Source organism: Actinomadura graeca (assembly GCF_019175365.1).
GTDB classification, from domain to species: domain Bacteria; phylum Actinomycetota; class Actinomycetes; order Streptosporangiales; family Streptosporangiaceae; genus Spirillospora; species Spirillospora graeca.
In genome coordinates this window covers 5,307,480-5,330,669 of the sequence record NZ_CP059572.1, presented here as the reverse complement: position 1 = coordinate 5,330,669, position 23,190 = coordinate 5,307,480, and the positions used below count along the sequence as shown (strand labels likewise).

The 23,190-nt window shown below is 72.7% G+C and carries 23 protein-coding genes; 5 read left to right on the top strand and 18 right to left on the bottom strand.

Features of this window, described 5'->3' with window-relative positions; genetic code table 11:
* Positions 1-51: 51 nt before the first annotated feature.
* The 6 genes from AGRA3207_RS23640 to AGRA3207_RS23615 all read right to left on the bottom strand — a co-directional run bounded on the left by AGRA3207_RS23640 (position 52) and on the right by AGRA3207_RS23615 (position 5,245).
* The gene (locus AGRA3207_RS23640) at positions 52-933 is read right to left on the bottom strand and encodes a lysophospholipid acyltransferase family protein (protein WP_231329229.1); all 882 of its coding nucleotides are present in this window, start codon (positions 931-933) and stop codon (positions 52-54) included.
* A complete protein-coding gene (locus tag AGRA3207_RS23635) occupies positions 930-2,012 on the bottom strand; it encodes an NAD-dependent epimerase/dehydratase family protein (protein WP_231329228.1) in 1,083 nt (360 codons plus the stop codon). Before AGRA3207_RS23635 ends, AGRA3207_RS23640 begins: the two co-directional genes overlap by 4 nt.
* A gap of 47 nt (positions 2,013-2,059) precedes the next feature.
* Positions 2,060-2,158 carry a 30S ribosomal protein bS22 gene (locus AGRA3207_RS23630; protein WP_018654693.1) on the bottom strand — a complete coding sequence of 33 codons (99 nt, stop codon included), beginning with the start codon at positions 2,156-2,158 and terminating at the stop codon, positions 2,060-2,062.
* A 421-nt stretch (positions 2,159-2,579) separates the two neighbouring features.
* Positions 2,580-2,783 (bottom strand): helix-turn-helix domain-containing protein, encoded by a 204-nt coding sequence (locus AGRA3207_RS23625; protein WP_067466901.1) that lies wholly within the window; start codon positions 2,781-2,783, stop codon positions 2,580-2,582.
* 339 nt (positions 2,784-3,122) lie between these two features.
* Positions 3,123-4,025, bottom strand: coding sequence for a phosphatase (locus AGRA3207_RS23620; protein WP_231329227.1), 903 nt, complete (start codon positions 4,023-4,025; stop codon positions 3,123-3,125).
* Positions 4,022-5,245, bottom strand: coding sequence for an acetoin utilization protein AcuC (locus tag AGRA3207_RS23615; protein ID WP_231329226.1), 1,224 nt, complete (start codon positions 5,243-5,245; stop codon positions 4,022-4,024). The genes AGRA3207_RS23620 and AGRA3207_RS23615 overlap by 4 nt, the downstream gene beginning before the upstream one ends.
* Before the next feature lie 155 nt (positions 5,246-5,400).
* Here AGRA3207_RS23615 and AGRA3207_RS23610 point away from each other — a divergent pair, with 155 nt between their 5' ends.
* Positions 5,401-6,426: an alpha/beta hydrolase gene (locus AGRA3207_RS23610; protein WP_231329225.1), complete on the top strand. Its 1,026-nt coding sequence runs from the start codon at positions 5,401-5,403 to the stop codon at positions 6,424-6,426.
* Between the two features lie 33 nt (positions 6,427-6,459).
* Here AGRA3207_RS23610 and AGRA3207_RS23605 read toward each other — a convergent pair whose 3' ends face one another.
* The 11 genes from AGRA3207_RS23605 to AGRA3207_RS23555 form a co-directional block, all read right to left on the bottom strand.
* On the bottom strand, positions 6,460-7,641 hold the full coding sequence (locus AGRA3207_RS23605) for an ABC transporter permease (RefSeq protein WP_231329224.1): 1,182 nt from the start codon (positions 7,639-7,641) through the stop codon (positions 6,460-6,462).
* Complete coding sequence (locus AGRA3207_RS23600; protein WP_273699768.1) at positions 7,638-8,378, bottom strand: ABC transporter ATP-binding protein; 741 nt, start codon at positions 8,376-8,378, stop codon at positions 7,638-7,640. The genes AGRA3207_RS23605 and AGRA3207_RS23600 overlap by 4 nt, the downstream gene beginning before the upstream one ends.
* Positions 8,375-9,772, bottom strand: coding sequence for an efflux RND transporter periplasmic adaptor subunit (locus tag AGRA3207_RS23595; protein WP_231329223.1), 1,398 nt, complete (start codon positions 9,770-9,772; stop codon positions 8,375-8,377). Before AGRA3207_RS23595 ends, AGRA3207_RS23600 begins: the two co-directional genes overlap by 4 nt.
* Before the next feature lie 13 nt (positions 9,773-9,785).
* Complete coding sequence (locus AGRA3207_RS23590) at positions 9,786-10,217, bottom strand: hypothetical protein (RefSeq protein WP_231329222.1); 432 nt, start codon at positions 10,215-10,217, stop codon at positions 9,786-9,788.
* A gap of 145 nt (positions 10,218-10,362) precedes the next feature.
* Entirely contained in the window at positions 10,363-11,157 is a 795-nt protein-coding gene (gene proC / locus AGRA3207_RS23585) for a pyrroline-5-carboxylate reductase (RefSeq protein WP_231329221.1), read from the bottom strand.
* A 121-nt stretch (positions 11,158-11,278) separates the two neighbouring features.
* Entirely contained in the window at positions 11,279-12,199 is a 921-nt protein-coding gene (locus AGRA3207_RS23580; RefSeq protein WP_231329220.1) for a proline dehydrogenase family protein, read from the bottom strand.
* 58 nt (positions 12,200-12,257) lie between these two features.
* Positions 12,258-13,415, bottom strand: coding sequence for an LCP family protein (locus AGRA3207_RS23575; RefSeq protein ID WP_231329219.1), 1,158 nt, complete (start codon positions 13,413-13,415; stop codon positions 12,258-12,260).
* Between the two features lie 60 nt (positions 13,416-13,475).
* Positions 13,476-14,210, bottom strand: a complete 735-nt coding sequence (locus AGRA3207_RS23570) for an ABC transporter permease (protein ID WP_231329218.1) — start codon at positions 14,208-14,210, stop codon at positions 13,476-13,478.
* The gene (locus AGRA3207_RS23565; protein ID WP_231329217.1) at positions 14,207-14,938 is read right to left on the bottom strand and encodes an ABC transporter ATP-binding protein; all 732 of its coding nucleotides are present in this window, start codon (positions 14,936-14,938) and stop codon (positions 14,207-14,209) included. Before AGRA3207_RS23565 ends, AGRA3207_RS23570 begins: the two co-directional genes overlap by 4 nt.
* A 285-nt stretch (positions 14,939-15,223) precedes the next feature.
* A complete protein-coding gene (locus AGRA3207_RS23560; protein ID WP_231329216.1) occupies positions 15,224-15,820 on the bottom strand; it encodes a TetR/AcrR family transcriptional regulator in 597 nt (198 codons plus the stop codon).
* The gene (locus AGRA3207_RS23555) at positions 15,817-16,716 is read right to left on the bottom strand and encodes a sugar phosphate isomerase/epimerase family protein (RefSeq protein ID WP_231329215.1); all 900 of its coding nucleotides are present in this window, start codon (positions 16,714-16,716) and stop codon (positions 15,817-15,819) included. Before AGRA3207_RS23555 ends, AGRA3207_RS23560 begins: the two co-directional genes overlap by 4 nt.
* Before the next feature lie 141 nt (positions 16,717-16,857).
* Here AGRA3207_RS23555 and AGRA3207_RS23550 point away from each other — a divergent pair, with 141 nt between their 5' ends.
* The 4 genes from AGRA3207_RS23550 to disA all read left to right on the top strand — a co-directional run bounded on the left by AGRA3207_RS23550 (position 16,858) and on the right by disA (position 21,948).
* A complete protein-coding gene (locus AGRA3207_RS23550) occupies positions 16,858-17,556 on the top strand; it encodes a class I SAM-dependent methyltransferase (RefSeq protein ID WP_231329214.1) in 699 nt (232 codons plus the stop codon).
* A gap of 143 nt (positions 17,557-17,699) precedes the next feature.
* The gene (locus tag AGRA3207_RS23545) at positions 17,700-18,785 is read left to right on the top strand and encodes an alpha/beta fold hydrolase (RefSeq protein ID WP_231329213.1); all 1,086 of its coding nucleotides are present in this window, start codon (positions 17,700-17,702) and stop codon (positions 18,783-18,785) included.
* Between the two features lie 506 nt (positions 18,786-19,291).
* Positions 19,292-20,752 (top strand): DNA repair protein RadA, encoded by a 1,461-nt coding sequence (gene radA, locus AGRA3207_RS23540; RefSeq protein WP_231329212.1) that lies wholly within the window; start codon positions 19,292-19,294, stop codon positions 20,750-20,752.
* A 113-nt stretch (positions 20,753-20,865) separates the two neighbouring features.
* Positions 20,866-21,948, top strand: a complete 1,083-nt coding sequence (disA, locus tag AGRA3207_RS23535) for a DNA integrity scanning diadenylate cyclase DisA (protein WP_231329211.1) — start codon at positions 20,866-20,868, stop codon at positions 21,946-21,948.
* Positions 21,949-22,462: 514 nt separating this feature from the next.
* Here the strand turns inward: disA and AGRA3207_RS23530 are convergent.
* Positions 22,463-23,059 (bottom strand): hypothetical protein, encoded by a 597-nt coding sequence (locus AGRA3207_RS23530; RefSeq protein ID WP_231329210.1) that lies wholly within the window; start codon positions 23,057-23,059, stop codon positions 22,463-22,465.
* Positions 23,060-23,190: the final 131 nt, after the last annotated feature.

Genomic DNA, 23,190 nt, shown 5'->3' with positions numbered 1-23,190 from the left:
TGCGAAATCGTGCCATGCCCCCCTGACATTGCCCAGCCGGGCCCCCGGTCATTAGAAGAAGGCCGGGCCCCGCCGCAGGACGGTCTCGTTGAGCATCTGCTGGACGGTCTCGCGGACCTGGTCGGTGATCTCGAAGACGGTCATCGGGTCGTCGGCGGAGGCTGCGTCGTACTCCTCCAGCGGCATGGGCTCGCCGAACCGGATCATCCACTTGGACGGGAGCGGGACGAGCCCCGCCGGGCCGAGCAGCGGGAACGTCGGCGTGACCGGGAAGTACGGGAGGCCGAGCAGGCGGGCGAGCGGGCGCACGTCGGCGATCTTCGGGTAGATCTCCTCGGCGCCCACGATGGCGGCGGGGACGATCGGCACGCCCGCGCGCAGCGCCGTCTCGACGAACCCGCCGCGGCCGAACCGCTGGAGCCGGTAGCGGTCGGCGAACGGCTTGCCGACGCCCTTGAAGCCCTCGGGGAAGACGCCGACCAGCTCGTCCTTGCCGAGCAGGCGGGACGCGTCGGCGGGAGAGGCCAGCGTGTGGCCGGCCTTGCGGGACAGGTGGCCGAGGACGGGCACCTGGTAGACGAGGTCGGCGCCGAGCAGGCGCAGGTCGCGTCCGGCGTGGTCGTGGACCGCGACGGAGAGCATGATCGCGTCGAGCGGGATCGTGCCGGAGTGGTTGGCGACGACGAGGGCGCCCCCGGCGGGGACGTGCTCCACGCCGGAGACCTCCACGCGGAACCAGTGTTGGTAGAGCGCGCGGGCGAGGGGCAGCAGCACGGTGCGGTTGAAGTCGGGATCGAAGCCGAACTCGTCGACCTCGTACTCGCCGTTGAGGCGGCGGCGCAGGAAGGCCAGGCCGGAGGCGATGGTCTCTTCGAGGGGGCCGCGCCCGCCGGGGCGGTGCCGCGCGTCGTCGCCCTGCCGGTCGGCGTTCATGTTCCTCCCCTGCCGAGGACGGCGCCGAGCCGGTCGAGCACGCCGCGTCCGATGTCGTGCCCCGGGACCTGGGCGGAACCCTGCCCGGAGCCCTGCCCGGAGATCTGCGCGGCGACGAAGTCGGCGAACGCGGCCTCGGATCCGTGCTTCGGACGCCAGGCCAGCTCATGGGCGAGCGCCGACGTGTCGACGACGCGGCCGTAGGTCAGCCAGCGCAGGAGCTCGGGCGAGAACCCCGACATACCCGCGAAGCGCCGTCCCATGTCGCCGAGGACCGAGATCGACGGGGACGGGACGGGGACGTACGGGCGCCCCGCGCGACGCAGCGCCTGCGACAGCAGCAGGACCCCGTCGCCCGCGACGTTGAAGCAGCCGGGGTGGTCCTCGACGGTCATGCGCCGCAGCACCTCGACGGCGTCGTCCTCGTGCAGGAACTGGAGCCGCGGGTCGAAGCCCAGCACCGTCGGGACGACCGGCAGGCGCAGGTAGCGGGTGAACGGCGAGTCGACGCCGGGCCCGAGGAGGTTCGCGAACCGCAGCACCGACACCGTGAGGCCGGAGCGGCGCCGCTGGAGCCCCCGGACGTAGCGTTCGACCTCGACCGCGTCCTTGGCGTACCCGGAGGCCGGCGCCTCGGCGGGCTCGTCCCGCTCGGTGAACACCGCGGGGTCCCTCGGCGAGGAGCCGTAGACGGCGGCCGAGGAGCGGACGACGAGCTTGCGCGTGTCGGGCGAGCGCTGGCAGGCCGCGAGGAGCTGCATCGTCCCGATGACGTTGAGTTCCTTCGCCTTCGCGCGCGACGCCGGCGGGGCGGTGACCAGGCTGAGGTGCACCACCGTGTCGACCCGCTCCGAAGCGATGATCTTCGCGATGTCCGGTGTGCGGATGTCGACGTGGACGAACTCGGTGCGACCGGGGGAGGTTCCGGGCGACGCCCCGGGCTGCGCTCCGGGCGGCACGGTGTCCACCCCGATGACGCGCTCGATCCCCGGGTCGGCTTGGAGGGTGTGCGCGACCCGCGCCCCCAGGAAACGGGACACGCCCGTGACGAGGACGACACGGGCCGCGGCGGCGGGCATGGAGGACACGGTGCGCCCCACCCCTTACGGCTGAGTGGCCGGCGTGTCTACTTCTTGTTGCGACGCTGGATGCGCGTCTTCTTCAGCAGCTTGCGGTGCTTCTTCTTCGCCATCCGCTTGCGGCGCTTCTTGATGACAGAGCCCACGTGACCTCGCTCGGCGTATCGGGTGATCGGCAGGAGACGGGCGTGCCGCAGGCGAGCATCGGTCGAACGCGCGCACGGTCCGCTGCCCAAGGGTACCGCTGTACCGGCGGAGGTCAGGCCGTGGCCTGACATGCGGGAGCCGGCACCGCACGTCGCGCGGCGCCGGGCACCGTTCCGCGCGGGGCGGGCACCGCCCGTCCCGCGTCGTGTCCTGACCGTCCCCCGGCGCCCGGGACGCCGCGGGCATCGGTGATGCCCCCGTTCCCCCGGGCGCCGGCTCCGGTGGCCGTTCGGCCACCGGCCGGTCCCCTGTCCTTGTTCCCCAGCTCCGGGCCGTCCCTCGCGGTCCGTCCCGGTGCCCCCTGCACGGCCGGGTGTGGAGGTCGCGGCGGGGAGGTCTCTCGTCCCCCGCCCCTATCCCTTATCCGGCTTCGATGTACGCGTCGCGCAGGTAGTCGTGAACGGCCTGCTCGGGAACCCTGAACGAACGGCCCACGCGGATCGCGGGCAGCTCGCCGGAGTGGACGAGGCGATAGACGGTCATCTTGGACACCCGCATCACCGACGCCACTTCGGCGACGGTCAGGAACCTGACCTCACTCAGAGGTCGCTCGCCTGAGCTCATCGGACGCCCTCTTCCACACGTGCCGCGCACCGGCCCTTTGGGTGACTTTGATCACGCACGTGTACTTCCTCCAGCGTAAATCGCGTATCGGCAGTCGCAAGAGGGGAGTTCCACCCATTTCCGTATCCCGACCTGACCGGGCGGCCACAGGGCACTGTCCGCACGGAGGGTGAGGTGACGGCACAGGGAGTCGCCCGGCGATCGGTTGTCAACCGAAACCAGGCGATGACCTGCGACTCAGGCGCATTCGGTGGCTTCGCGCGGACGCAGACGCCCCGCTACGGCCGTTGCGTCACACGGAGTGACAGATGCGCGGGCCTATCCGCCAGGTGAGCGTGGTCAGCCGGATACGGAGAGCCCGGCCCTTCCCAGGAGATAGGCGGTCATTGGCGCGTAATGGTGCGGGGATACACCGTCGTCGAGCGGGACGACCACGTTGATCTTGCCTTCCGCGGCCCCGACGAACAGCGCCGGATCGTTACAGTCAGCGAACCCGACGGTGTCGATGCCCGCCTGCCCGGCCGCGCCCGCCCAGCCATGGTCGGCGATGGCCAGATCCGGCCAAACATTCGGTTCTCTTCCCGCCAGATCACCCGAACCGGTAGCGGCGGACCCCGCCGGGGCGCCTTCCCCGGGGCCGGAGGATGCCTCCGCGGCCGCCGCGGCGAGCTCGCGGAGCATCGCCTCCATGGGGTGCGGGTCGTGCGTGTGGTGGGTGCGGCCGTCGTCGCCCTCCAGCATCGCCACGCCGCCCTCGGCGTAGACGAGGCGGCGCGTCTCCACACCGCCCCAGCCGGTGCCGACCTCGTAGGTCCAGCCCGCGGCGGGCGTCAGGATCCGGCAACCGGCGTCCGCCAGGACGGCCGCGACGGCCTGGTAGACGGGTGTCAGGGTCGCCGGATGGCCGGTGGCGATCACCACGGTCTCGCGGCGGCGGGCGGCGAGCCCGATGCGGTCGCCCATCGCCTCCAGCGTGTCGAGGGTGATGTCGGGGTCGATGGTGTCGTCGCCGTACAGGTGCGCGGGGTCGGGATCGACGCCGCAGCGCTCGACCATCGTCTCCAGGACGCCCTGCTCCGTCCACGACGGCTTGAGCTCCAGCCCGAGCCGGTAGTACGGGTCGCCGGCCACGAGCCGCCGGTAGTGCAGCAGGTTGTTCTGGCGCGGGGTCGCCACGTCGCCCGCGATCCTCGTCTCGACGAGATGGGCGCGCAGCGCGTCCCGTCCGGGGGCGGCCGTCACTCGTCCGTCATCGGGTCGAGGCCGTGCTCGGGGAACACCGCCCGCCGCGTCGCCAGCACCGCCTGGTCGACCGGGCTCGCCGGGTCGTAGCCGTTCCCCCACCTGGGCACCTCCACCGTGCTCGTTCCGTCCGTCATCCGCCGGGGGGCGATCTCGTCGGCCCGCAGCCGGACGAACTCGCGCCATTCCTCCGGCGTCGGGGTCTCGGGCGGGATCGGCGCGCCCGACGCCTCGGCCAGCAGGTGCGTCCACGCGCGCGGGACGACCTGGACCAGTTCGTATCCGCCGCCGCCGGTGATGACCCAGCGGCCGCCGGCGGTCTCGTGCGCGAGCCGGTGCAGCGCCGCGTAGGCGGTGCGCTGCCCGTCCACGCTGAGGGTCAGGTGCGCGAGCGGGTCGAGCGCGTGGCCGTCCGCGCCGTGCTGGGTGACGAGGACCCGCGGGCGGAACCGGCGCAGCAGCGGCGGGACGATCGCCTCGAACGCGCGTAGCCACGGCGCGTCCCCGGTGCCGGGCGGCAGCGCCACGTTCACCGACGTGCCCGGCGCGTCCACACCGCCGGTCTCGTTCGGGAAGCCGGTGCCGGGGAACAGCGTCCGCGGGGTCTCGTGCAGGCTGATCGTCAGCACGCGCGGGTCGTCGTAGAAGGCGGCTTGGACGCCGTCGCCGTGGTGGACGTCGACGTCGACGTAGGCGACGCGCTCGGCGCCGTTCTCCAGCAGCCACGCGATGGCGATGGCCGGGTCGTTGTAGACGCAGAAGCCGCTCGCGGCGCCGCTCAGCGCGTGGTGCAGCCCGCCGGAGATGTTCGCGGCGTGCTCGGCACCGCCCGTCCACACCGCCTCGGCCGCCGCCACGGAGGCGCCCGCCACCAGCGCGGACGCGTCGTGCATGCCGAGGAAGACGGGGTTGTCGGGCGTGCCGAGCCCGTGCCGCTCGTCGGGCAGCCCGGTCTCGCCGGCGTGCCTGACCGCGGCGATGTAGGACTCCTCGTGGACGAGCCCGAGCAGCTTGTCGCCGGCCGCGCCGAACCCGGTGACGCGGACGTTCGGCCGGTCGTGCACGCCCAGCCCGCGCGCCAGCGCCATCGTCAGCTCGACCCGGACGGGGTTCATCGGGTGACCGGGCCCGAAGTCGTAGGACACGAGCCGGTCGTCCCAGAGGATCCTCAGCCCGCACCCCGCCGGTTCGGAGGGGGCGGACGCGGCGGGGCTGGTCATGACCTCACGGTATCGCGCGGGCGCCGTGGCGCGGATCACACGTTCCGGGCGATCGGCCGGGGGCGGGACGGTCCGGGACCGGGACGGCCCGAGGTGCGTTACCGGGCATTTATGGGCATATCCGTAACACACGCGAAACAGCGGATGAGGTGCGGATGGATCCTGCCGAGGTGACCCCCTCGCCGCGTACGACCGGACCGCGTACGACCGGGCCGCGGGCCGCCGGGCCGAGCGTCCGCAGCCGGGCGCTCAGCGGGATGATCCGGCTCGGTGCCCGGCCGTTCGTCCACCGCGTCCCCGGGGGCGCGGGCGGCATCCGCACGGCCCGTTCGACGGTCGACGCCGCGTCCCTGCTGATGCGGCACACCTCGCGCGTCCGCGTCACACCGCTGAGCGGCCCCCGGACCGGGACCGGACGCGGTGAGCCGGTCAGGGGCGAGTGGGTCGTCCCGCGCGAGGGCGGGAACGCGGACGGCACGATCCTCTACCTGCACGGCGGCGGTTACGTCGTCTGCTCGCCGCGCACCCACCGGCCGATCACCTCGCGGCTGGCGGTCGACACGGGACTGCCCGTCCTCGTCCCGCGCTACCGGCTGGCGCCCGAGCACCCGTTCCCCGCGCCGCTGGAGGACGCGGTGGCGGCGTACCGGTGGCTGCTGGCGCGCGGGGTCCCCGCGTCCGGGATCGTCCTCGCGGGCGACTCGTCGGGCGGGCACCTCGCCGCCGCGCTGGCCGCCGAGATCTGCCGGACGGGGCTGCCGCCTCCCGCCGGGATCGTGCTGTTCTCCCCCTGGGTCGACCTGACCTGTGAACTCTCCATCCGGGCGCAGAACGGCGCCCGCGACCCCTACATCAGCGCCCGCTCGGCACGGCGGATCGCGCGCCTCGTGGTCGGCCCGGACGGGTTCGGCGACCCCCGGCTGGCGCTGCTGACGTGCGCGTGGGACGACGCGCCGCCCGTCCTGATCCAGGTGGGCGGCGCGGAGGTGCTGCGTCCCGAGGCCGAGGCGCTCGCGGACGCGCTGGACCGCGCGGGCGCCTCCTGTGAGCTCCAGGTGTGGCAGGGGCAGATGCACGTGTTCCAGATCCTGAACCGGGTGCTGCCCGAGGCGGGCGCCGCGATGCGGGAGGCGGCCCGCTTCGTCCGCTCCGCCACGGAAGGACCGGAGGCGGTCGCCTAGAGGGCCTGGGCTGCGGGCCGGAGCAGGCCGAGGTCAGCGCAGCGCGGCGACCGGGTCGAGCCGGGCGGCCCGGCGGGCGGGGACGACGCCGGAGACGACACCGACCGCGGCGGAGACGGCGAAGGCGAGCGCCGGGGACCACCAGGCGACGGCCACCGGGACGGGCGTCAGGACGCCGACGGCGAGCGCGGCGCCGACGCCGAGCAGGACGCCCGCGGCGCCGCCGAAGGAGGTCAGCAGCACGGCCTCGGCGAGGAACTGCGCGAGGATGTCGCGCCGCCGCGCGCCGAGCGCCTTGCGCAGGCCGATCTCCCCGGTCCGCTCCCTGACGCCCGCGAACATGATGCCGGAGACCCCGGCGCCCCCGGCGAGCAGCGAGACCGCCGCGATGGCGGCGAGGACGCCGGTGAGCGCGCCGAGGAGCCTCCCGACGGTGCCGAGGAGCTGTGTCCGGGTGACCGCCGAGAAGCTCTCGCCCCGGTACTTGCTCTGCAACGCGTCCACGACCTCGGCCCGCAGGCGCGGGACGTCGCCCTTCGCCGGGGCCCGGACGGCGATGTAGTCGACGCGGGTCACGCCGAACATGCGCTGCGCCGTGGTGATCGGGATGTGGGCCTCGGCGTCCCGGGCCCCGCCGAAGCCCCGTCCGACCTCCGCCAGCACGCCGACCACGCGGAACCGGGAGCGGCCCGCGACCGACACCTGCCGCCCGACGGGGTCCGCGTCGCCGAACAGCCGCCGCGCGGCGCCGGAGCCGAGGACCACCACGCGGCCGCGCCCGTCCACGTCGGCGCGGGTGAGGTAGCGGCCCTGGCGCAGCGGACGGCCGAGGACGCCGCGGAGGTTCTCGTCCGCGCCCACGACCATCACGGGCATCGACCCGCGGCCCGCCCGGACCTCCCCGCCGGAGCCGAGCGCGGCCGCGACGGCGCTCTCGTCCCCGGTCACCTGGCCGAGGTAGCGGGCGTCCTCCAGCCGCATCCGCCCGGCCACCGGCGCGGGCCCGGGAGCGGGCCCTCCGGGCGCGACGACGATGACGTTGGAGCCGAGGCCCTCGATCGCGGACCGGACGAGGTCGCGGGCACCGGCGCCGACCGCGACGAGGACGACCACGGCGGCGACGCCGACGGCCACCCCGAGCATCGCCAGCGCGCTGCGGAACCGGTGGGCGCGCAGCGCGTCCGACGCCTCCCGGTACGACTCGGCGACCCTCAACGCCGCTCCCGCGGCACGCCCGCGTCGCGTCCTGCGGCGTCGTCGTGCTCGATGCGGCCGTCGCGGATGCGGACCCGGCGGCGGGCGCGGCCGGCGACGCCGGGATCGTGGGTGACCAGGACGACGGCGACGCCGCGTTCGGCGTTGAGGCGTTCGAGCAGGTCCAGCACGCGCCGCCCGGCGTCGGCGTCGAGGCTGCCGGTCGGCTCGTCGGCGAGGACGACACCGGGGTCGCCGACGAGCGCGCGGGCGATGGCCACGCGCTGCCGCTCGCCGCCGGACAGCCGGTCCGGCCGGTGGCCGAGACGGTGTTCGAGGCCGACCAGGGCGAGCGCCTCGGCGGCGCGGCGGCGGCGCTCGCCCCGCGGCACGCCGCGGTAGACGAGCGGGAGCGCCACGTTCTCGCGCGCGCTCGCCCGCTCCAGCAGCCGGAACGACTGGAACACGAAACCGAAGCGGGCGTTGCGCAGCCCGGCGAGCTCGGATTCGCTCAGCGAGGCGACCTCCCGCCCGGAGACGCGCAGGAACCCGGAGGTCGGATGGTCCAGGCAGCCGAGCAGATGCAGGAGCGTCGACTTGCCCGACCCGGACGGCCCGGCGATCGCGACGAACTCCCCCTCGTCGATGCGCAGGTTCACCGCGTGCAGCGCGGTGACGTCGGCACCGTCCATCCGGTACGTCCGGCTGACGGCCACCGCCTCCAGCGCGGGCTCCCCCGCCGCGCCCCCGGACGTCACGGATCCAGCTCCTGCCCCGGGCGGACGGAGTCGGCGCCGCGCACGACGATCCGCTCGCCCTCCCTCAGGCCGCGCGTGATCTCCACGGTCGCGTCGCCCTGCACGCCCACCCCGACCACCCGGCGCCGGGCGCGGCCACCGGACTCCACCCAGACGAACGACTCCCGTCCGCTGGTGACGACCGCCGCGGCCGGGACGGACAGGACGTCGCGGACGTCGCGGATCCGCATGGAGACCATCGCGCTCATGCCCGGCTTCGGCCACGGGGCCGCTCCACCGCCCGCCAGGGTCCCGCGGCCGAGCGCGAGGGTCACCTTGTAGGTGACGCCGCCGCCGCTCGCCGCCGCCGGAGTCGACCCGACGCTGGTCGCCTTGGCCGTGTACGTCCCGTCGGGGACGGCGTCGAGCTCCACGTCCGCCTGCACGCCCTCGCGGACCTCGAACACGTCCCTCTCGTCCACGCGGGCGTCGAGGAAGAGCGCCGAGACGTCGGCGACCGTGGCGACGGCGTCACCGGCCGAGACGGGCGCGCCCGCGGCGATGGGCGAGGCGCCGGGCACACCGAGGCTGCCGAGCCCCGTGAGGCCGTCCTCGGTGCGCAGGGGGCGAGGGAGCCGCCCGGCGAGGTCGCCGGGGCCTGGCGCGCCCCCGGCGGGGCCGCCGAGCCCGACGACGCCGCCGAACGGCGCCTTGATCGTCAGCGCGCCGATCGTGCGCTCGGCCGCGCCGACCGCCGCCCGCGTCTGCACCCGCTGCGCCGCGGTGATCGAGGACACCGTCGCGCCGAGGCCGCCGAGCCCGGCGTTCAGCCTGGCCACGGCGGTCCGCGCGGCATCCGCCGCGGTGCGGTACCCGGTCTCGGCGCGCGTGATCGCCGTGAGGACGAGCGCCCGCTGCTCCGGGTCGGGGATGCCCTGCGCGGCCTCGCGCGCCTCGGCGAACCCCTCCCGCGCCGCCTCGTCCGTCCGGTGCTGGAGGGCGGCGAGGTCGGCGCCCGCGGGCACGGACACGCCGCCCGACGCCGCCCGGTCCGCCTCGCGCGCCCGTGCCAGGCGCTCCTCGGCGTCCGGCGACAGGATCCTGGCGAGGACGTCGCCGGCGCGGACCTTGTCGCCGTCGGCGACGTAGAGGCGCTCGACCGTCCCGTCGGCGGGCGCGCGGAGCACGGCCGTGGCCCGCGCCGACACCGTGCCGGGGGCCTCGACCACCTCGGACACGTCGGATCTGGCGACCGCGCCGAGCTGCGGCGGCCGCCCGTCGCCACCGCCCGTGCAGGCGCCGAGGGACCCGGCCAGCAGGACGCCGAGCATGATCAGCCGGATGCGGCGGGGGGCGGCGGAGGCATGATGAGAACGTTCCCGGACGCGCCGGGACGAACGGCCCGATGAGGGCATGTTTCCCCGTGGTTTAGAAGTGGCCCGCCGGCTCGCTCGTACGGGACCTCGTGTCGTGGTCCGCCGGGCCCGTGAGCACGAATCCCGCCAGCGCGGCCAGCGCGGCGATGCCCTCCCCGATCAGGCTGATCGTCTTGTCGCTGTACCAGACGGGCTCGTGCATGTCCGGCAGCGGCCCGATCGCGCCCGCGTCGACGTAGTAGTAGAACAGCAGCGCCCCCACGGCGCTCGCCGCGACCAGGAACGCCAGTGCGTACGACCACCGGCGGGCGTAGGTCAGGATCACCACGGCCGTCACGCCCGCGATCGCGGCCTGGATCCGGAACAGCATGTCGCCATCGATCGAGCCGCCCTGGACATACGCCATGTCGGGGGCGAACCTCCAGTGCACGATGGCGTCGGCCGCCAGTCCCGCGGCCACGAGCAAGCGGAGGAAAAGTCCCATGCCCCTTACACGGGTGCGACCCCCACCCTGGCTCAATCGTTCAGAAATGAACTTTCGCACGGCATTCATCCCCCCTTTCGCCCTTCAGGGGGATTTGTGCCCATTCCGGCGCGTCCTAGCCTCACCCGCGCGCCCCGGGCCGGGATCAGCCGCCGGCCAGTTCCTGCCCCCGGTTCCGGGCCGCCTCGATGGCCTCCAGGACCGCGGCGCGGACCCCGTGCCGCTCCAGCTCCCGGATCGCCGCGATCGTCGTCCCGCCGGGGGACGTGACGGCCTCGCGCAGCAGGACGGGATGCTCCCCGGAGTCCCGCAGCATGACCGCGGCGCCCACGGCGGACTGGATCACCATCTCCAGCGCGGCGGCCCGCGGCATCCCGAGCAGGATGCCCGCGTCCACCATCGCCTCGACGAGGAAGTAGAAGTACGCGGGGCCGCTGCCGGACAGGGCGGTCGCGCCGTCCTGGAGCGACTCGGGGATGCGCAGCACCTTCCCGACCGGCGACAGCAGCTCCTCGGCGAGCTTCAGGTGCTCCTCGCCCGCGTGCGCCCCCGCGGAGATCACGCTCATCGCCTCGTCCACGTGCACGGGCGTGTTCGACATGACCCGCACGACGGGGACGCCGTCCGGGAGCCGCTGCTCGATGAACGGGGTCGTGATGCCCGCCGCCATCGAGACCACCAGCCGCCCCGGCGGGACGTGCGGGCCCACCTCGTCCAGCAGCGCGCCCATGTCCTGCGGCTTGACCGCGAGGACCAGGGTGCCCGCGCGCTCCGCGGCCTCCACGTTCGTGACGATCTCGACGCCGTACCGCTCGCGCAGCAGCGCCCCGCGCTCCTCACGGCGCGCGGTCGCCATCAGCTCCGACGGGCGGCGGCCGGCCCGCAGGACGCCCGACAGCAGCGCCTCGCCCATCTTCCCGGCACCCAGAATCGCGATCATCGACATACCTTGACGTGGGGTTTCAACGACCGGTCCACCCTATAGCCGCGCCCGGCACGGCCCGCCGCGGGACGGGCACCACGCAGCGGACCGCCGCGGAGCGGGTCAGCCGCGGACCGGGTCAGCCGCGGCCGACGAGCGAGCGCGCCAGGAGCCGGAGGTTGCCGGGACTCTCGGCGAGGCGCCGCATGAAGAACCCGTACCAGTCCTCGCCGTACGCGACGTACACGCGGACCTGCGCGCCCTGCCCGGCGAGCCGCCTCTGCTCCTGCGGGCGGACGCCGTAGAGCATCTGGTACTCGAAGGCGTCGGCGTCGCGTTCGTCCAGAACGGCCAGCGCCCCGGCGATGTCGATCAGACGCGGATCGTGCGTGGCCAGCATCGGGTAGCCCTTGCCCGCCATCAAGATCTTCATACAGCGGACGAAGGACTTGTCGACGTCCTCCTTGCCGCTGAAGGCCACGTCGTCGGGAGCGGCGTACGCGCCCTTGCACAGACGTACGCGCGAACCCTCGTACGACAGTTCGGCGCAATACTCCTCCGCGCGCCGCAGGTACGCCTGTATGACGGCGCCCGTGTCGGGGAAGTCCCTGCGCAGCTCGTGGACGATCCCGAGCGTGGAGTCGACCGTGGTGTGGTCCTCCATGTCGACCGTGACCGCCGTACCGGCCGAGCGTGCGGCCGTGCAAATGCGGCGCGCGTTGTCCAGGGTGAGCGACTCGTCCACGGGCTGCCCGATCGCGGACAGCTTCACCGACACCTCCGCGCGCGCGCCGAGACGCGCTGCGCCGAGCCGGTCGAGCAGTTCGATGTAACGCCGGACGTTCGCCCCGGTGCCCTTCCGGTCGAGCGTGTCCTCACCGAGGAAGTCCACGCTGACGAGCAGCCCCTCGCCGGTCAGCTCCCGCGTGACGCGCACCGCGTCCTCGATCGTCTCGCCCGCGATGAACCGGCGGGCGACGTCGCGGGTGAACGGCGCGGTCTCCACGACCCTGCGCGCGCCGCCACTGCGCGACGCCGCCAGCAACGCCTGTCGAAGCACTGGTGAACCCCTCGTCCTGCGTCCTCGCCCCCAGGGTATGCCCGGAGCGGGACCGGGCTCACGACACGGTGCCGAGGCTGTTCCCGCCCCCGTGCTGCCGGACGTACTCGGGCATCCCCGCCGTCTTCACAGCGTTGAACAGCGCCTTCGACTTGGCGGGGTCCAGCAGGACGACGCTCTGCTTGCCGCGCATCCCGGTCCCCCGGAACGGCGTCGTCATGAACGTCACATCCGAGGCGCGCAGATGCCGCAGGCTCAGCGCGAGGGACCGCAGCTTCCCGCCCGACACGCTCTCGTCCACGCTGATCGACTTCGTGAACGCCGACAGGAACCGGTCGAGCTTCAGCGGGTTGGTGAGCGTCCCCCCGGCCGCCGCCTGCTTGGCGAGCGCGCTGAGGAACGCCTGCTGCCGCTTGATCCTGTCGAAGTCGCCGTTCGGCAGGTTGTACCGCTGCCGGACGAACAGCAGCGCCTTCTCCCCGTCGAGCTTCTGCCGCCCCGCCGTCCAGCTCACCTTGCGGGCCGGGTCGTACACGCTCTGCTTGATGTCGACGGTGACGCCCCCGAGCGCGTCCGTCATCGACTTGAACCCCTCGAAGTCGATCGCGCCGTAGTGGTCGACGCGGACGCCCGTCAGGTTCTCCATCGTCTCGATGAGCAGCTTCGGCCCGCCGAACGAGAACGCCGCGTTGATCTTCTGGTTGCCGTAGCCGGGGATCTCCACCCAGGAGTCGCGCGGGAACGAGACCACGTACGCCTTGCTGCGATCCGCGGGCAGGTGCAGCAGCATGATCGTGTCCGTGCGCTGCTGGCCCGGCTTCCACACCTGCCCCCCGTCCCCGGTCGTGGACGCGTCCGCCCGCGAGTCCGACCCGACCAGGAGCCAGTTCTCGGTACCGGCGACGTTCGGGCCCGGCCGGCCGGCGCCCTCGTCCGGCATCACGCCCTTGATCCGGTCGATGTTGCCGTTGTAGGACGACTGCCGCTGCCACGCCAGCCCGCCCAGACCGGCCACGACCAGCGCGAAGAACACCCCCACCGCGATCAGGACCCGCGGCCAGCGGCGCCTGCGCGGCTTGCGGTGCCCCCCGCCGCCCTCGTCGTCCGGACCGCCGAGCGTCCCGAGAGCACTGAGACCCGACGGCTCGTCCGCACCCTTGTGCGGCGGCGGGGACAGGTCGGGCGCAGGCGGTCCGGAGGGGTCTCGGGGGGTCATGGCGCCGGAGATTACCAGCCGATCCCGACCGGAACGCACCGATCAGCGCAGGTGTCCGGATCAGGCGGTCCGCCGCCGCAGCGTCGCGGCGCCGAGCAGCAGCGCCACGAACGTGAACCCCGCGACGACCGCGACGTCCGCCGCGAGGGTCCCGGTGAAGTCCGGCACCCGGCTGATCTCCTGCATGCCGTCCACCGCGTACGTCAGCGGCAGCACCCGGGAGATCGCCTCCAGCCACGGCGCCATGTCGTCCCGCGGCATGATCAGCCCGCACAGCAGCAGCTGCGGCAGCACGAACGCCGGCATGAACTGCACGGCCTGGAACTCCGTCCGCGCGAACGCGCTCGCGAACAGCCCGAGCGCCATGCCGAGCAGCGCGTCCAGCACCGCCACGAGCACCAGCGACGCCAGCGAGCCGCTCAGGTCGAGCCCGAGCCACGTCAGCGAGATCAGCAGCACGACGCCGACCTGCGCCAGCGTGATGACCCCGAACGCCAGCGCGTACCCGAACAGCAGGTCCAGCTTGCCGGCGGGCATGGTCATCAGCCGCTCCAGCGTCCCGCCCGTCCGCTCCCGCAACGTCGCCACGCTCGTCACGATGAACATGATCAGGAACGGGAACAGCCCGAGCAGCATCGGGCCCACCCGGTCGAACACCACCGGCTGGTCGAACACGTACCGCAGCAGGATCATCAGCAGGCTGGGCACGCCGATGAGCATGCCGAGCGTGCGATGGTCGTTCTTGAGCTGGGCGAGGATGCGCCGCATCGTCGCCAGCGTGATCGCGAGGCTCATGCCGGGCTCTCCGCCCTCTCGTTGATCAACTGGAGGAACGCCTCCTCCAGGTCCGCCGCGCCCGTCCGGGACCGCAGCGCCTCGGGCGAGCCGTCGGCGAGGATGCGGCCCTCCCGCATCAGCAGCAGCCGGTCGGTGCGTCCCGCCTCGTCCATGACGTGACTGGACACGACCAGCGTCGTGCCCCGGTCCGCCAGCTCGCGGAACAGCTCCCACAGCTCCTGCCGCAGCACCGGATCGAGGCCCACGGTCGGCTCGTCCAGGACGAGCAGCTCCGGCGTCCCGAGCAGCGCCACCGCGAGGTTCACCCGGTTGAGCTGCCCACCGGACAGCGTCGAGACCACCTGGTCCCGGTGCTTGCCGAGCCCCACCTCGTCGATGACCCGCGCCACGTCCCCACGCGGCGCGCCCAGCACGGACGCGAAGTACCGCATGTTCTCCGCGACGCTCAGATCCGCATAGACCGCCGGCGTCTGCGTCGCGTACCCGACCCTCCGCCGCAGTCCCCGCGACCCGGCCTCCTCCCCGAGCACCGTCACCGCCCCGCTCCGGACGACCTGGACACCGACCAGCGCCCGCATCAACGTCGTCTTCCCGCACCCGCTCGGGCCGAGCAACCCCACGACCGAGCCCAGAGGCACGTCGAAGGACAGCCCATGCAGCACTTCCCGCCCCCCGCGCACCACCCGCAGGTCCCGCACACTGACCGCCGGACTAGAACTCATCATGTGTTGAATTTAAGCCCAGACCCCACCGGGGTCAAGTCCCGGCTCCTCCCGGGGCGCTGGTTCGCGGGAAACGCAGGTTGGACCTCAGCCGACGGTTTGAAGCTCAGCCACCGGTTACGGGACAGGCACGCGGAGCGAGTGCAGCGAGCGGAGCGGGCATGCCCGGCGCGCCGCGTCCCCGCAACGAAGCGAGTGCAGCGAGCGCAGTGGAGGAGACACCCGTGCCGCGCAGCCGGGGGGGTTCGGGGGGCGCACCCCGATGAGAACCAGCCCCCCCGGCAGGAACTAACCCAGGTAGATCTGCAAGGTCGGGGCCATCAGGGTGACGAGTTCGTCCTCTGTGGCGGAGGCGATCGGCTCGACCTGGAGGACGTAGCGGAGGATCATCAGGCCGATCATCTGGCCGGCGGCGGCCTGGGCGTTGAGGAGGGGGACGCCGGTGGCCTGGCCGATACGTCCGAACAGGGCGGAGGTGATGAACTCGCGCATGAGGGCGGCGGCGCGCTCGTTGGTCATGGCCGAGCGGAGCATGGCGAGGATGGGGGCGCGGCGGTCGGGGTCGCCCCAGACCTCCAGGAAGGTGCGGATCATGGTCTCGCCGAGCCGGTCGCGGGGGGAGGCGAGGACGCGGGGGAGGACGACGGCCGGGTCCACCGGGAAGCGCATGGCCTCGATGAACACGCCCTCCTTGTTGCCGAAGAAGTGGTGGACGAGGGCGGGGTCGACGCCGGCGGCGCGGGCGATCGCGCGCAGGGAGGCGCCGTCGTAGCCCTTCTCGGCGAACAGGTCGCGGGCGACGGCGAGGATCGTCTCGCGGGTCTCGGTGGGGCCGGGGCGGCGGCCGGGGCCGCGGCCCCGGGCGGGCCGTGCCGCCTGGGTCACCGCGCTCCCCTGCGGGTGACCTCGCCCGCCGGGCTGACTTCCCAGGTGCGGTGGGCCGCGGCGAGGTGGAGGCGGGCGTAGGCGAGGGCCTCGGCAAGGTCCTCCATGCGCTCGGCGCGGCTGGAGACGCGGCGGGTGTTGACCTCCAGGACGATGTTCCCGCGGAAGGCGGTCTCGGCGAGCTTCTCCAGCAGCAGACCGCAGGGCTGGTTGCCTCGTCCCGGGACGAGGTGTTCGTCCTTGTTGGTGATGCCTATCCCGTCGGCCAGGTGCACATGGCGGAGCCGGTCACCGAGGCCGCCCGCCATTTCGAGGGCGTCGGAGCCCGAGACGGCGGTGTGGGACAGGTCGAGCGTCACGTACGGATAGTCCTGGTCGACGGGGTTCCAGTCGGGGAGGTACATGCCCGCCTCGGCGCCGCGCGCCTTGAGCGGGAACATGTTCTCGACGGCGAACAGCACGTCCGTCTCGTCCTGCATGCGGGCGAGTCCCTCGACGAACTCCTTGGCGTAGTCGCGTTGCCAGCGGAACGGCGGGTGGACGACGACGACGTCCGCGCCCAGTTCCTCTGCGACCTCCTTGGAGCGCACCAGTTTTCCCCATGGCTCACGCCCCCAGACCCTCTGTGTGAGCAGCAGGCAGGGCGCGTGGATCGACCTGATGGGCACCTGGTGATAGTCGGAGAGGCGGCGAAGGACGTTGAGGTCCTGGGAGGACGCGTCGGTGGAGACCATGACCTCGACACCGTCGTACCCCAGCAGCGCGGCGATCTCGAAGGCGCTCGGGACCTTCTCCGGGTAGACCGACGCGGTGGACAGCGTGATCGGCGCGTCCGGCACGCGCAGGACCGGGGTCCTCTCTCCGAAGGGCAGTGCACCGTTGTGCTGCGGGGTCAAGGCTCCCTCGCCAGGAATGCTCGCTCGGCAATGTTCGTATCGGAAAGCCTATGCGCACTCAGCGGCGATCAAACCCTCGCTTTTAGTGATCCTCGTTGCCTTCGCGGGGCCCGGCGCGGGGGGCCGCTACGCTCTGCTCGCGTGGCCGAGATAGCTCCGGGGGCCGTACCGAGCCCGAACATCTGGAACTCCCCGCAGGTGTACGAAGTGGAGAACCGCGCGGTCGATCCGGACGGGGTGCTGGAGGCGGCGATGCGGGCCGTCCGCCCGTGGACGGGGGCGACGGTGCTCGACCTCGGCTGCGGCACCGGCTTCCACCTGCCCTTCTTCGCGGACGAGGCGGAGCACGTGATCGGCGTGGAGCCTCATGCGGGCCTCGCCGCGGCGGCGCGGCGCCGGGTGCGGGACCGTCCGAACGTCGCGGTCCGGGTGGGCGCGGCGCAGGCGCTGCCGCTGCCGGACGCGTCGGTGGACGTCGTGCACGTCCGGTGGGCGTACTTCTTCGGGCCGGGCTGCGAACCGGGCCTCGCGGAACTGGACCGGGTGGTGCGGCGCGGCGGCGCGATCTTCATCATCGACAACGACGCGACGCGGTCCACGTTCGGCGGGTGGTTCCGTCGGAGCCTGCCGAAATACGACCCGCGGGCGGTGGAGCGGTTCTGGACGCGGCGCGGCTACACCCGGGAGCCCCTGATGATCCGGTGGTCGTTCCAGAGCCGCGAGGACCTCGCGGCCGTCCTGCGGATCGAGTTCCCCCCGGACCTCGCGGACGCGTGCCTGCGCGAGCACGACGGGCTTGAGGTGGACTACGCGGTCAATCTGTGGTGGCGTTGCCCCTGAGTCAGTGACTGATCGGTCACACAGGGGGACCCGCCATGGCCTTACTGGACTCCTTGTACAACAATAGGATTTCGCAGGCGTTCGCGGCGCCGTCCCCCCGACCCCCGGCCGGTGCCCGTACCCAGGAATGGGAGGAACCGGCCATGGGCCGTGCCGCCAGGACGAGCCGTACCGACCTTGGCACCACCTCACGGCGCGGACCCCTCCGCGGCGTCCTCGCCGCCACCACCCTCGGCGCGATGGGAGCGGCCGGCGCGGGCGCCGGACTCGCGGCCCAACGCCGCGCCATGCGCCGCCTCCAGTTGCGCCCCGACCCCCACGCGGGCGAACCCTTCGGCTCCTTGCGCGGACGGCCCGTCCCCGTCCGCGCGAGCGACGGCACACGCCTGTACGCCGAGGTCGACGGCGACGACCGCACCGACCTCGCCGTCGTCTTCTCCCACGGCTGGACACTCACCCAGGACTCCTGGCATTTCCAGCGCAAAGCCCTCCGCACCCACGGCCGCCTCGTCTTCTGGGACCAGCGCGGCCACGGCCGCTCGGACGGCGGCACCCGCGACGGCTACACCGTCCACCGGCTGGCGCAGGACCTCGCCGCCGTCATCGAGACCACCGTCCCCGCCGACACGCCCGTCGTCCTCGTCGGCCACTCCATGGGCGGCATGACGATCATGCGGTACGCCGACGAGAACCCCGACCTCATCGGCGACAAGATCGTCGCCATCGCGCTGCTGTGCACCTCCTCCGGCGGCCTCGGCGAGGTCACCCTCGGCATGCCCGCCCTGCTCGCCCGCGCGTCCCACCGCCTCCTGCCCCGGACGCTGCGCGCGCTCGGCGCCGGATCCGCCGCCATCGAGAGGGTCCGCCACCTCGGACGCGAAGGCTCCATCCTCCTGGAGGACCTGATCGCCTTCGGCCCCGACGCCGGCCCCGCCGCCATCGCCTTCGCCGAGCGGATGATGGCCGACACGCGCATGGACGCCCTCATCGACTTCTTCCACTCGATGATCACCACCGACGTGATCAGCGACTGCACCGCCCTCGCCGCCGCCGACACCCTCGTCATCGGCGCGGAGAACGACATCCTCACCCCCGTCGGGCACAGCCGCAAGATCGCCGACTGCGTCCCGTCCGCACGCCTCGAAGTCGTCCCGACCGCCGGCCACATGGCCATGCTGGAACGCCCCACAATCGTGAACGCCCTAATCAGCAGCACCCTAGGCGTATGAGTTTTATTGCGGTGCCCTTGGCGTCAGGCGCTGAGCGCCATGTTTACTGCAGTGCCCTTGGCGTCAGGCGCTGAGCGCCTTCCTTCGGCGGGCACCGCGGCGATCGCTGCATCGCTCCGAACTCGCCTTGACGGCTCGCTCCGCGATCAGATCCTCGCTCCGCTCGCATCTGCCTTCGGACGCGATCGCAACGTAGAGGTCACCGACACCTGATGTTCGAACCTTGGTCGGTGACGGTGTCCCTCGCGAATTTATTGCGGTGCCCTTGGCGTCAGGCGCTGAGCGCCTTCCTTCGGCGGGCACCGCGGCGATCGCTGCATCGCTCCGAACTCGCCTTGACGGCTCGCTCCGCGATCAGATCCTCGCTCCGCTCGCATCTGCCTTCGGACGCGATCGCAACGTGAAGGTTGTCGACACTTGGCGTTCGAACCTTGGTCGGTGACGGCGCGTGCCTGGGTTCTGCGGAGGGCGGGTCTGGTGTCGGTGGCGGGCCATAGGCTTCGCGGATGGCGAAGGCTAAGACGGCGAAGGCTGCCTACCGCTGCTCCGAGTGCGGCTGGCAGACCTCCAAGTGGGTCGGACGCTGCGGCGAGTGCCAGACGTGGGGCACCGTCACCGAGGCCGCGTCGGCGACTCCGGCGCGGGTGGTGAACGCCGGGCCGGTCAGCTCGCCCGCGCGTCCCATCGGCCAGGTCGACGTGCGTTCCGCCAAGACAAAGCCCACCGGGCTGGACGAACTGGACCGCGTCCTCGGGGGCGGCATCGTGCCCGGGGCCGTCCTGCTGCTGGCGGGCGAGCCGGGCATCGGCAAGTCCACGCTGCTGCTGGAGGTCGCGGCGCTGGCGTCCACGGGTCCGGCGTCGGACGGGGCGGACGTCCCGCGGCCGCCGGCGGGTAAGGAGCCGCACAATCCCGTCCTCTACGTGACGGGCGAGGAGTCGGCCGAGCAGGTGCGGCTGCGCGCCGACCGGGTCGGGGCGATCACCGATCACCTCTACCTGGCGGCGGAGACAGAGTTGTCGGCCGTTCTCGGTCATGTCGACGCCGTCCAGCCGACGCTGCTGGTCGTCGACTCCATCCAGACGATCGGGACGTCCGAGGTGGACGGCGCGCCCGGCGGTGTCACGCAGATCCGCGAGGTCGCCGCCAACCTCATCCGCGTCGCCAAGGAGCGCGGCATCACCGTCGTGCTCGTCGGGCACGTCACCAAGGACGGCGCCATCGCCGGGCCGCGCCTGCTGGAGCACCTGGTCGACGTGGTCCTCTACTTCGAGGGCGACCGGCATTCCCGACTCCGGATGATCCGCGCGGTGAAGAACCGCTACGGCCCCACCGACGAGCTCGGCTGCTTCGACCTGTCCGAGGTCGGCATCGTCGGGCTCCCGGACCCGAGCGGCCTGTTCCTCACCCGCCGCGACGAACCCGTCCCGGGGACGTGCGTGACCGTCACGCTGGAAGGACGCCGCCCCCTCGTCGCCGAGGTCCAGTCGCTCGTCGCCAAGTCGCACCTGCCCGCGCCGCGCCGCGCGACCTCCGGGCTGGACACCTCGCGCGTCGCCATGGTCCTCGCCGTCCTCGCGCAGCGCTGCAAGATCTCGATGCACGAGCAGGACGTGTACGTCTCCACGGTCGGCGGCGTCCGGCTCGCCGAGACCTCCGTCGACCTCGCGCTCGCGCTCGCCGTCGCCGGGTCCACCGTCGAGCAGGCCCTGTCCAACAGCCTGATCGCGCTCGGGGAGGTCGGGCTGGCGGGTGAGGCGCGGATCGTCCCGGGCGTCCAGCGGCGGCTCGCCGAGGCCGCGCGGCTCGGCTTCAAGTTCGCCGTCGTCCCCCGCGGCTCCCTCGAACTGGCCGACGGCTCCCCGCTGAAACGCGCCGATCCGCAGCTGTCCAGCTATGAGGGGATGAAGGTGATGGAAGTGGACAGCGTCCAGCAGGCACTGCAAGTCGCCTTTACCGCGCCGTAACGTTGGTGGCGCCAGAGTATTACGCCGCGCGTCAGGCCGTTGCGACCAGGGGAGGAACCAGCCCGCGGCCCTCCTCGGTAAACTGACGCCGTCCAGCGACCTCCGGGGGCCAGGTGCCATCACACGACAAGGGTCATGACGAACGACGCCGCGCCACGCTCGCCGCGGTTGCCCCGGGCACCCAGATCCGGGACGGACTGGAGCGGATCCTCAGGGGCCACACCGGCGGGCTGATCGTGCTCGGCTACGACAAACCGGTCGAGGAACTGTGCACCGGCGGCTTCGAGCTCGACGTCGAGTTCTCCGCCACCCGGCTGCGCGAACTCGCCAAGATGGACGGCGCGATCGTCCTCGACAGCAGCCACAGCCGCATCGTGCGCGCCGCCGTCCACCTCGTCCCGGACTCCTCACTTCCCACGGAGGAGTCGGGGACCCGCCACCGCACCGCCGAGCGCGTCGCCCGCCAGACGGGCCATCCGGTCATCTCGGTGAGCCAGTCGATGCACATCATCGCGCTCTACCTCGACGGCATCCGCTACGTCCTTGAGGACTCGGCCGCGATCCTGTCCAAGGCCAACCAGGCGCTCGCCACACTGGAACGCTATAAACTCCGGCTGGACGAGGTCTCCGGGACCCTCTCCGCGCTGGAGATCGAGGACCTGGTCACCGTCCGCGACGTCAGCGCCGTCGTCCAGCGCCTGGAGATGGTCCGCCGCATCGCCGACGAGATCGAGGGGTACGTCGTCGAGCTCGGCACCGACGGCCGCCTGCTGTCCCTCCAGCTCGACGAGCTGGTCTCCGGCGTGGACGTGGACCGGGAGCTGATCGTCCGCGACTACCCGTCCGCCGACACCCGCGCCCGCGGCGTCACCGCCATCCTCTCGGCGCTGGACGTCCTGTCGGCCACCGAGTTGCTCGACCTGTCCACCGTCGCCGAGGTCATGGGCTTCGCCGGGCCGGACGCACTGGACCTTCCCGTCAGCCCCAAGGGCTTCCGCCTTCTCGCCAAGGTCCCCCGCCTCCCGAGCATGGTCGTCGAACGCCTCGTCGAGCACTTCGGCGGCCTCCAAAAGCTCCTCGCCGCCAGCATCGACGACCTCCAGGCCGTCGGCGGAGTAGGCGAATCCCGGGCTCGCAGCGTCCGCGAGGGCCTCTCCCGCCTGGCCGAATCGTCCATCCTCGAACGCTACGTCTGACCGCCTCCCGACGACTTCCCACCCCGTCCCCCGCGTCGTTGATCGCGGCGGGACGACACGCACTGCGCTCCGCGCGTCGCATTCCCTGCCCGCCGACGCCTGCTCCCGCACCGGCGCCTCCTGACGGTGGACGTCACCCCCTGTCTACCGGTCCACGACGTCTCACCGAAGGCCACCCAGAACAGGACGAAGGGCAACATCGCCTGCCCTCTCGCCCCGGTCCGGACAGATGGACGAGCACGAAACCTCCGCGCCAGGGCTGGAAACGCACTCCCAAGATCAAATGCCGTCGTTTTCGGCCCAGCAGGGTCCCTCAACGGGCGCGCCTCACTCCGCGACGAAGGCACGGACGCCGCGCACGCCCTGCTCTGCTGACTCGCTTCCGCGCGCCTTCCCTTGGCCGACGGACGAGACGGAGAGGAACCTGCGAGCCGGGAAGGGCGGGAGAGAACCGGGAAAGGCGGGGACGGGCGGGTCTGAGCAGACAAGGCAGGCAAAGGGGCCCGAACCGGGGTCAGCGGAGGTGGAAGATCACTTTTTCGGCACCTTTGATGCTCGCGACGTAGGTTCCGGGGCGGGCGGGACCGCCGTCGCCCTTGCAGCCGCGCTCGCGGTCCCAGGCCACGCCGTCGACATAGGGGATTCCGCGGCGCAGTGTCCGGTGCGGCCTGCTGTCATGGCGGCACTGCGCCGAGGACCAGATCCGATCGGGGCCGGACGTGACGCGGACGTCCAGCGGCCCGGCGTCCCAGAAGCAGTCGCTCTCCCCCGTGTTGACCACCGACACACGGAACCGCGGCTCCTCCCGGCCGGTGTAGGTGTCGCGGGACGTGGTCAGGCTGACGACCAGGTCCTCCGCCGCACAGGGGCCGCCGTCCGCCATCGGCTCGGGGGACGGGGTGACCGTCCGGGTGACGGTGATGGTCGGCATTGCCGTCGGCGGGGGCCGGTGTGGCACGTCGCCCGCGTTCGCCGCCGGTCCCTCCTCCTCGGCGTTTCCCGTGCACGCCCAGGTCAGGACGCCCACGACGGCGAGGGCTGCGGCCAGCGCGACGACCCGGCGCCGCCAATACCGGTCCGTTCCGGGGGGTGTGGGGGGTCGTCCCCCCACAAGGGACCGGTCCGGTCCGGGGGGTGTGGGGGGTCGCCTCCCCACAAGGGACCGGTCCGGTCCAGAATCGCCCAGGTCACGTCCGGTATCCGACCCCATACGGTCAGTATGCATTCGGCGAACCCGGGGGA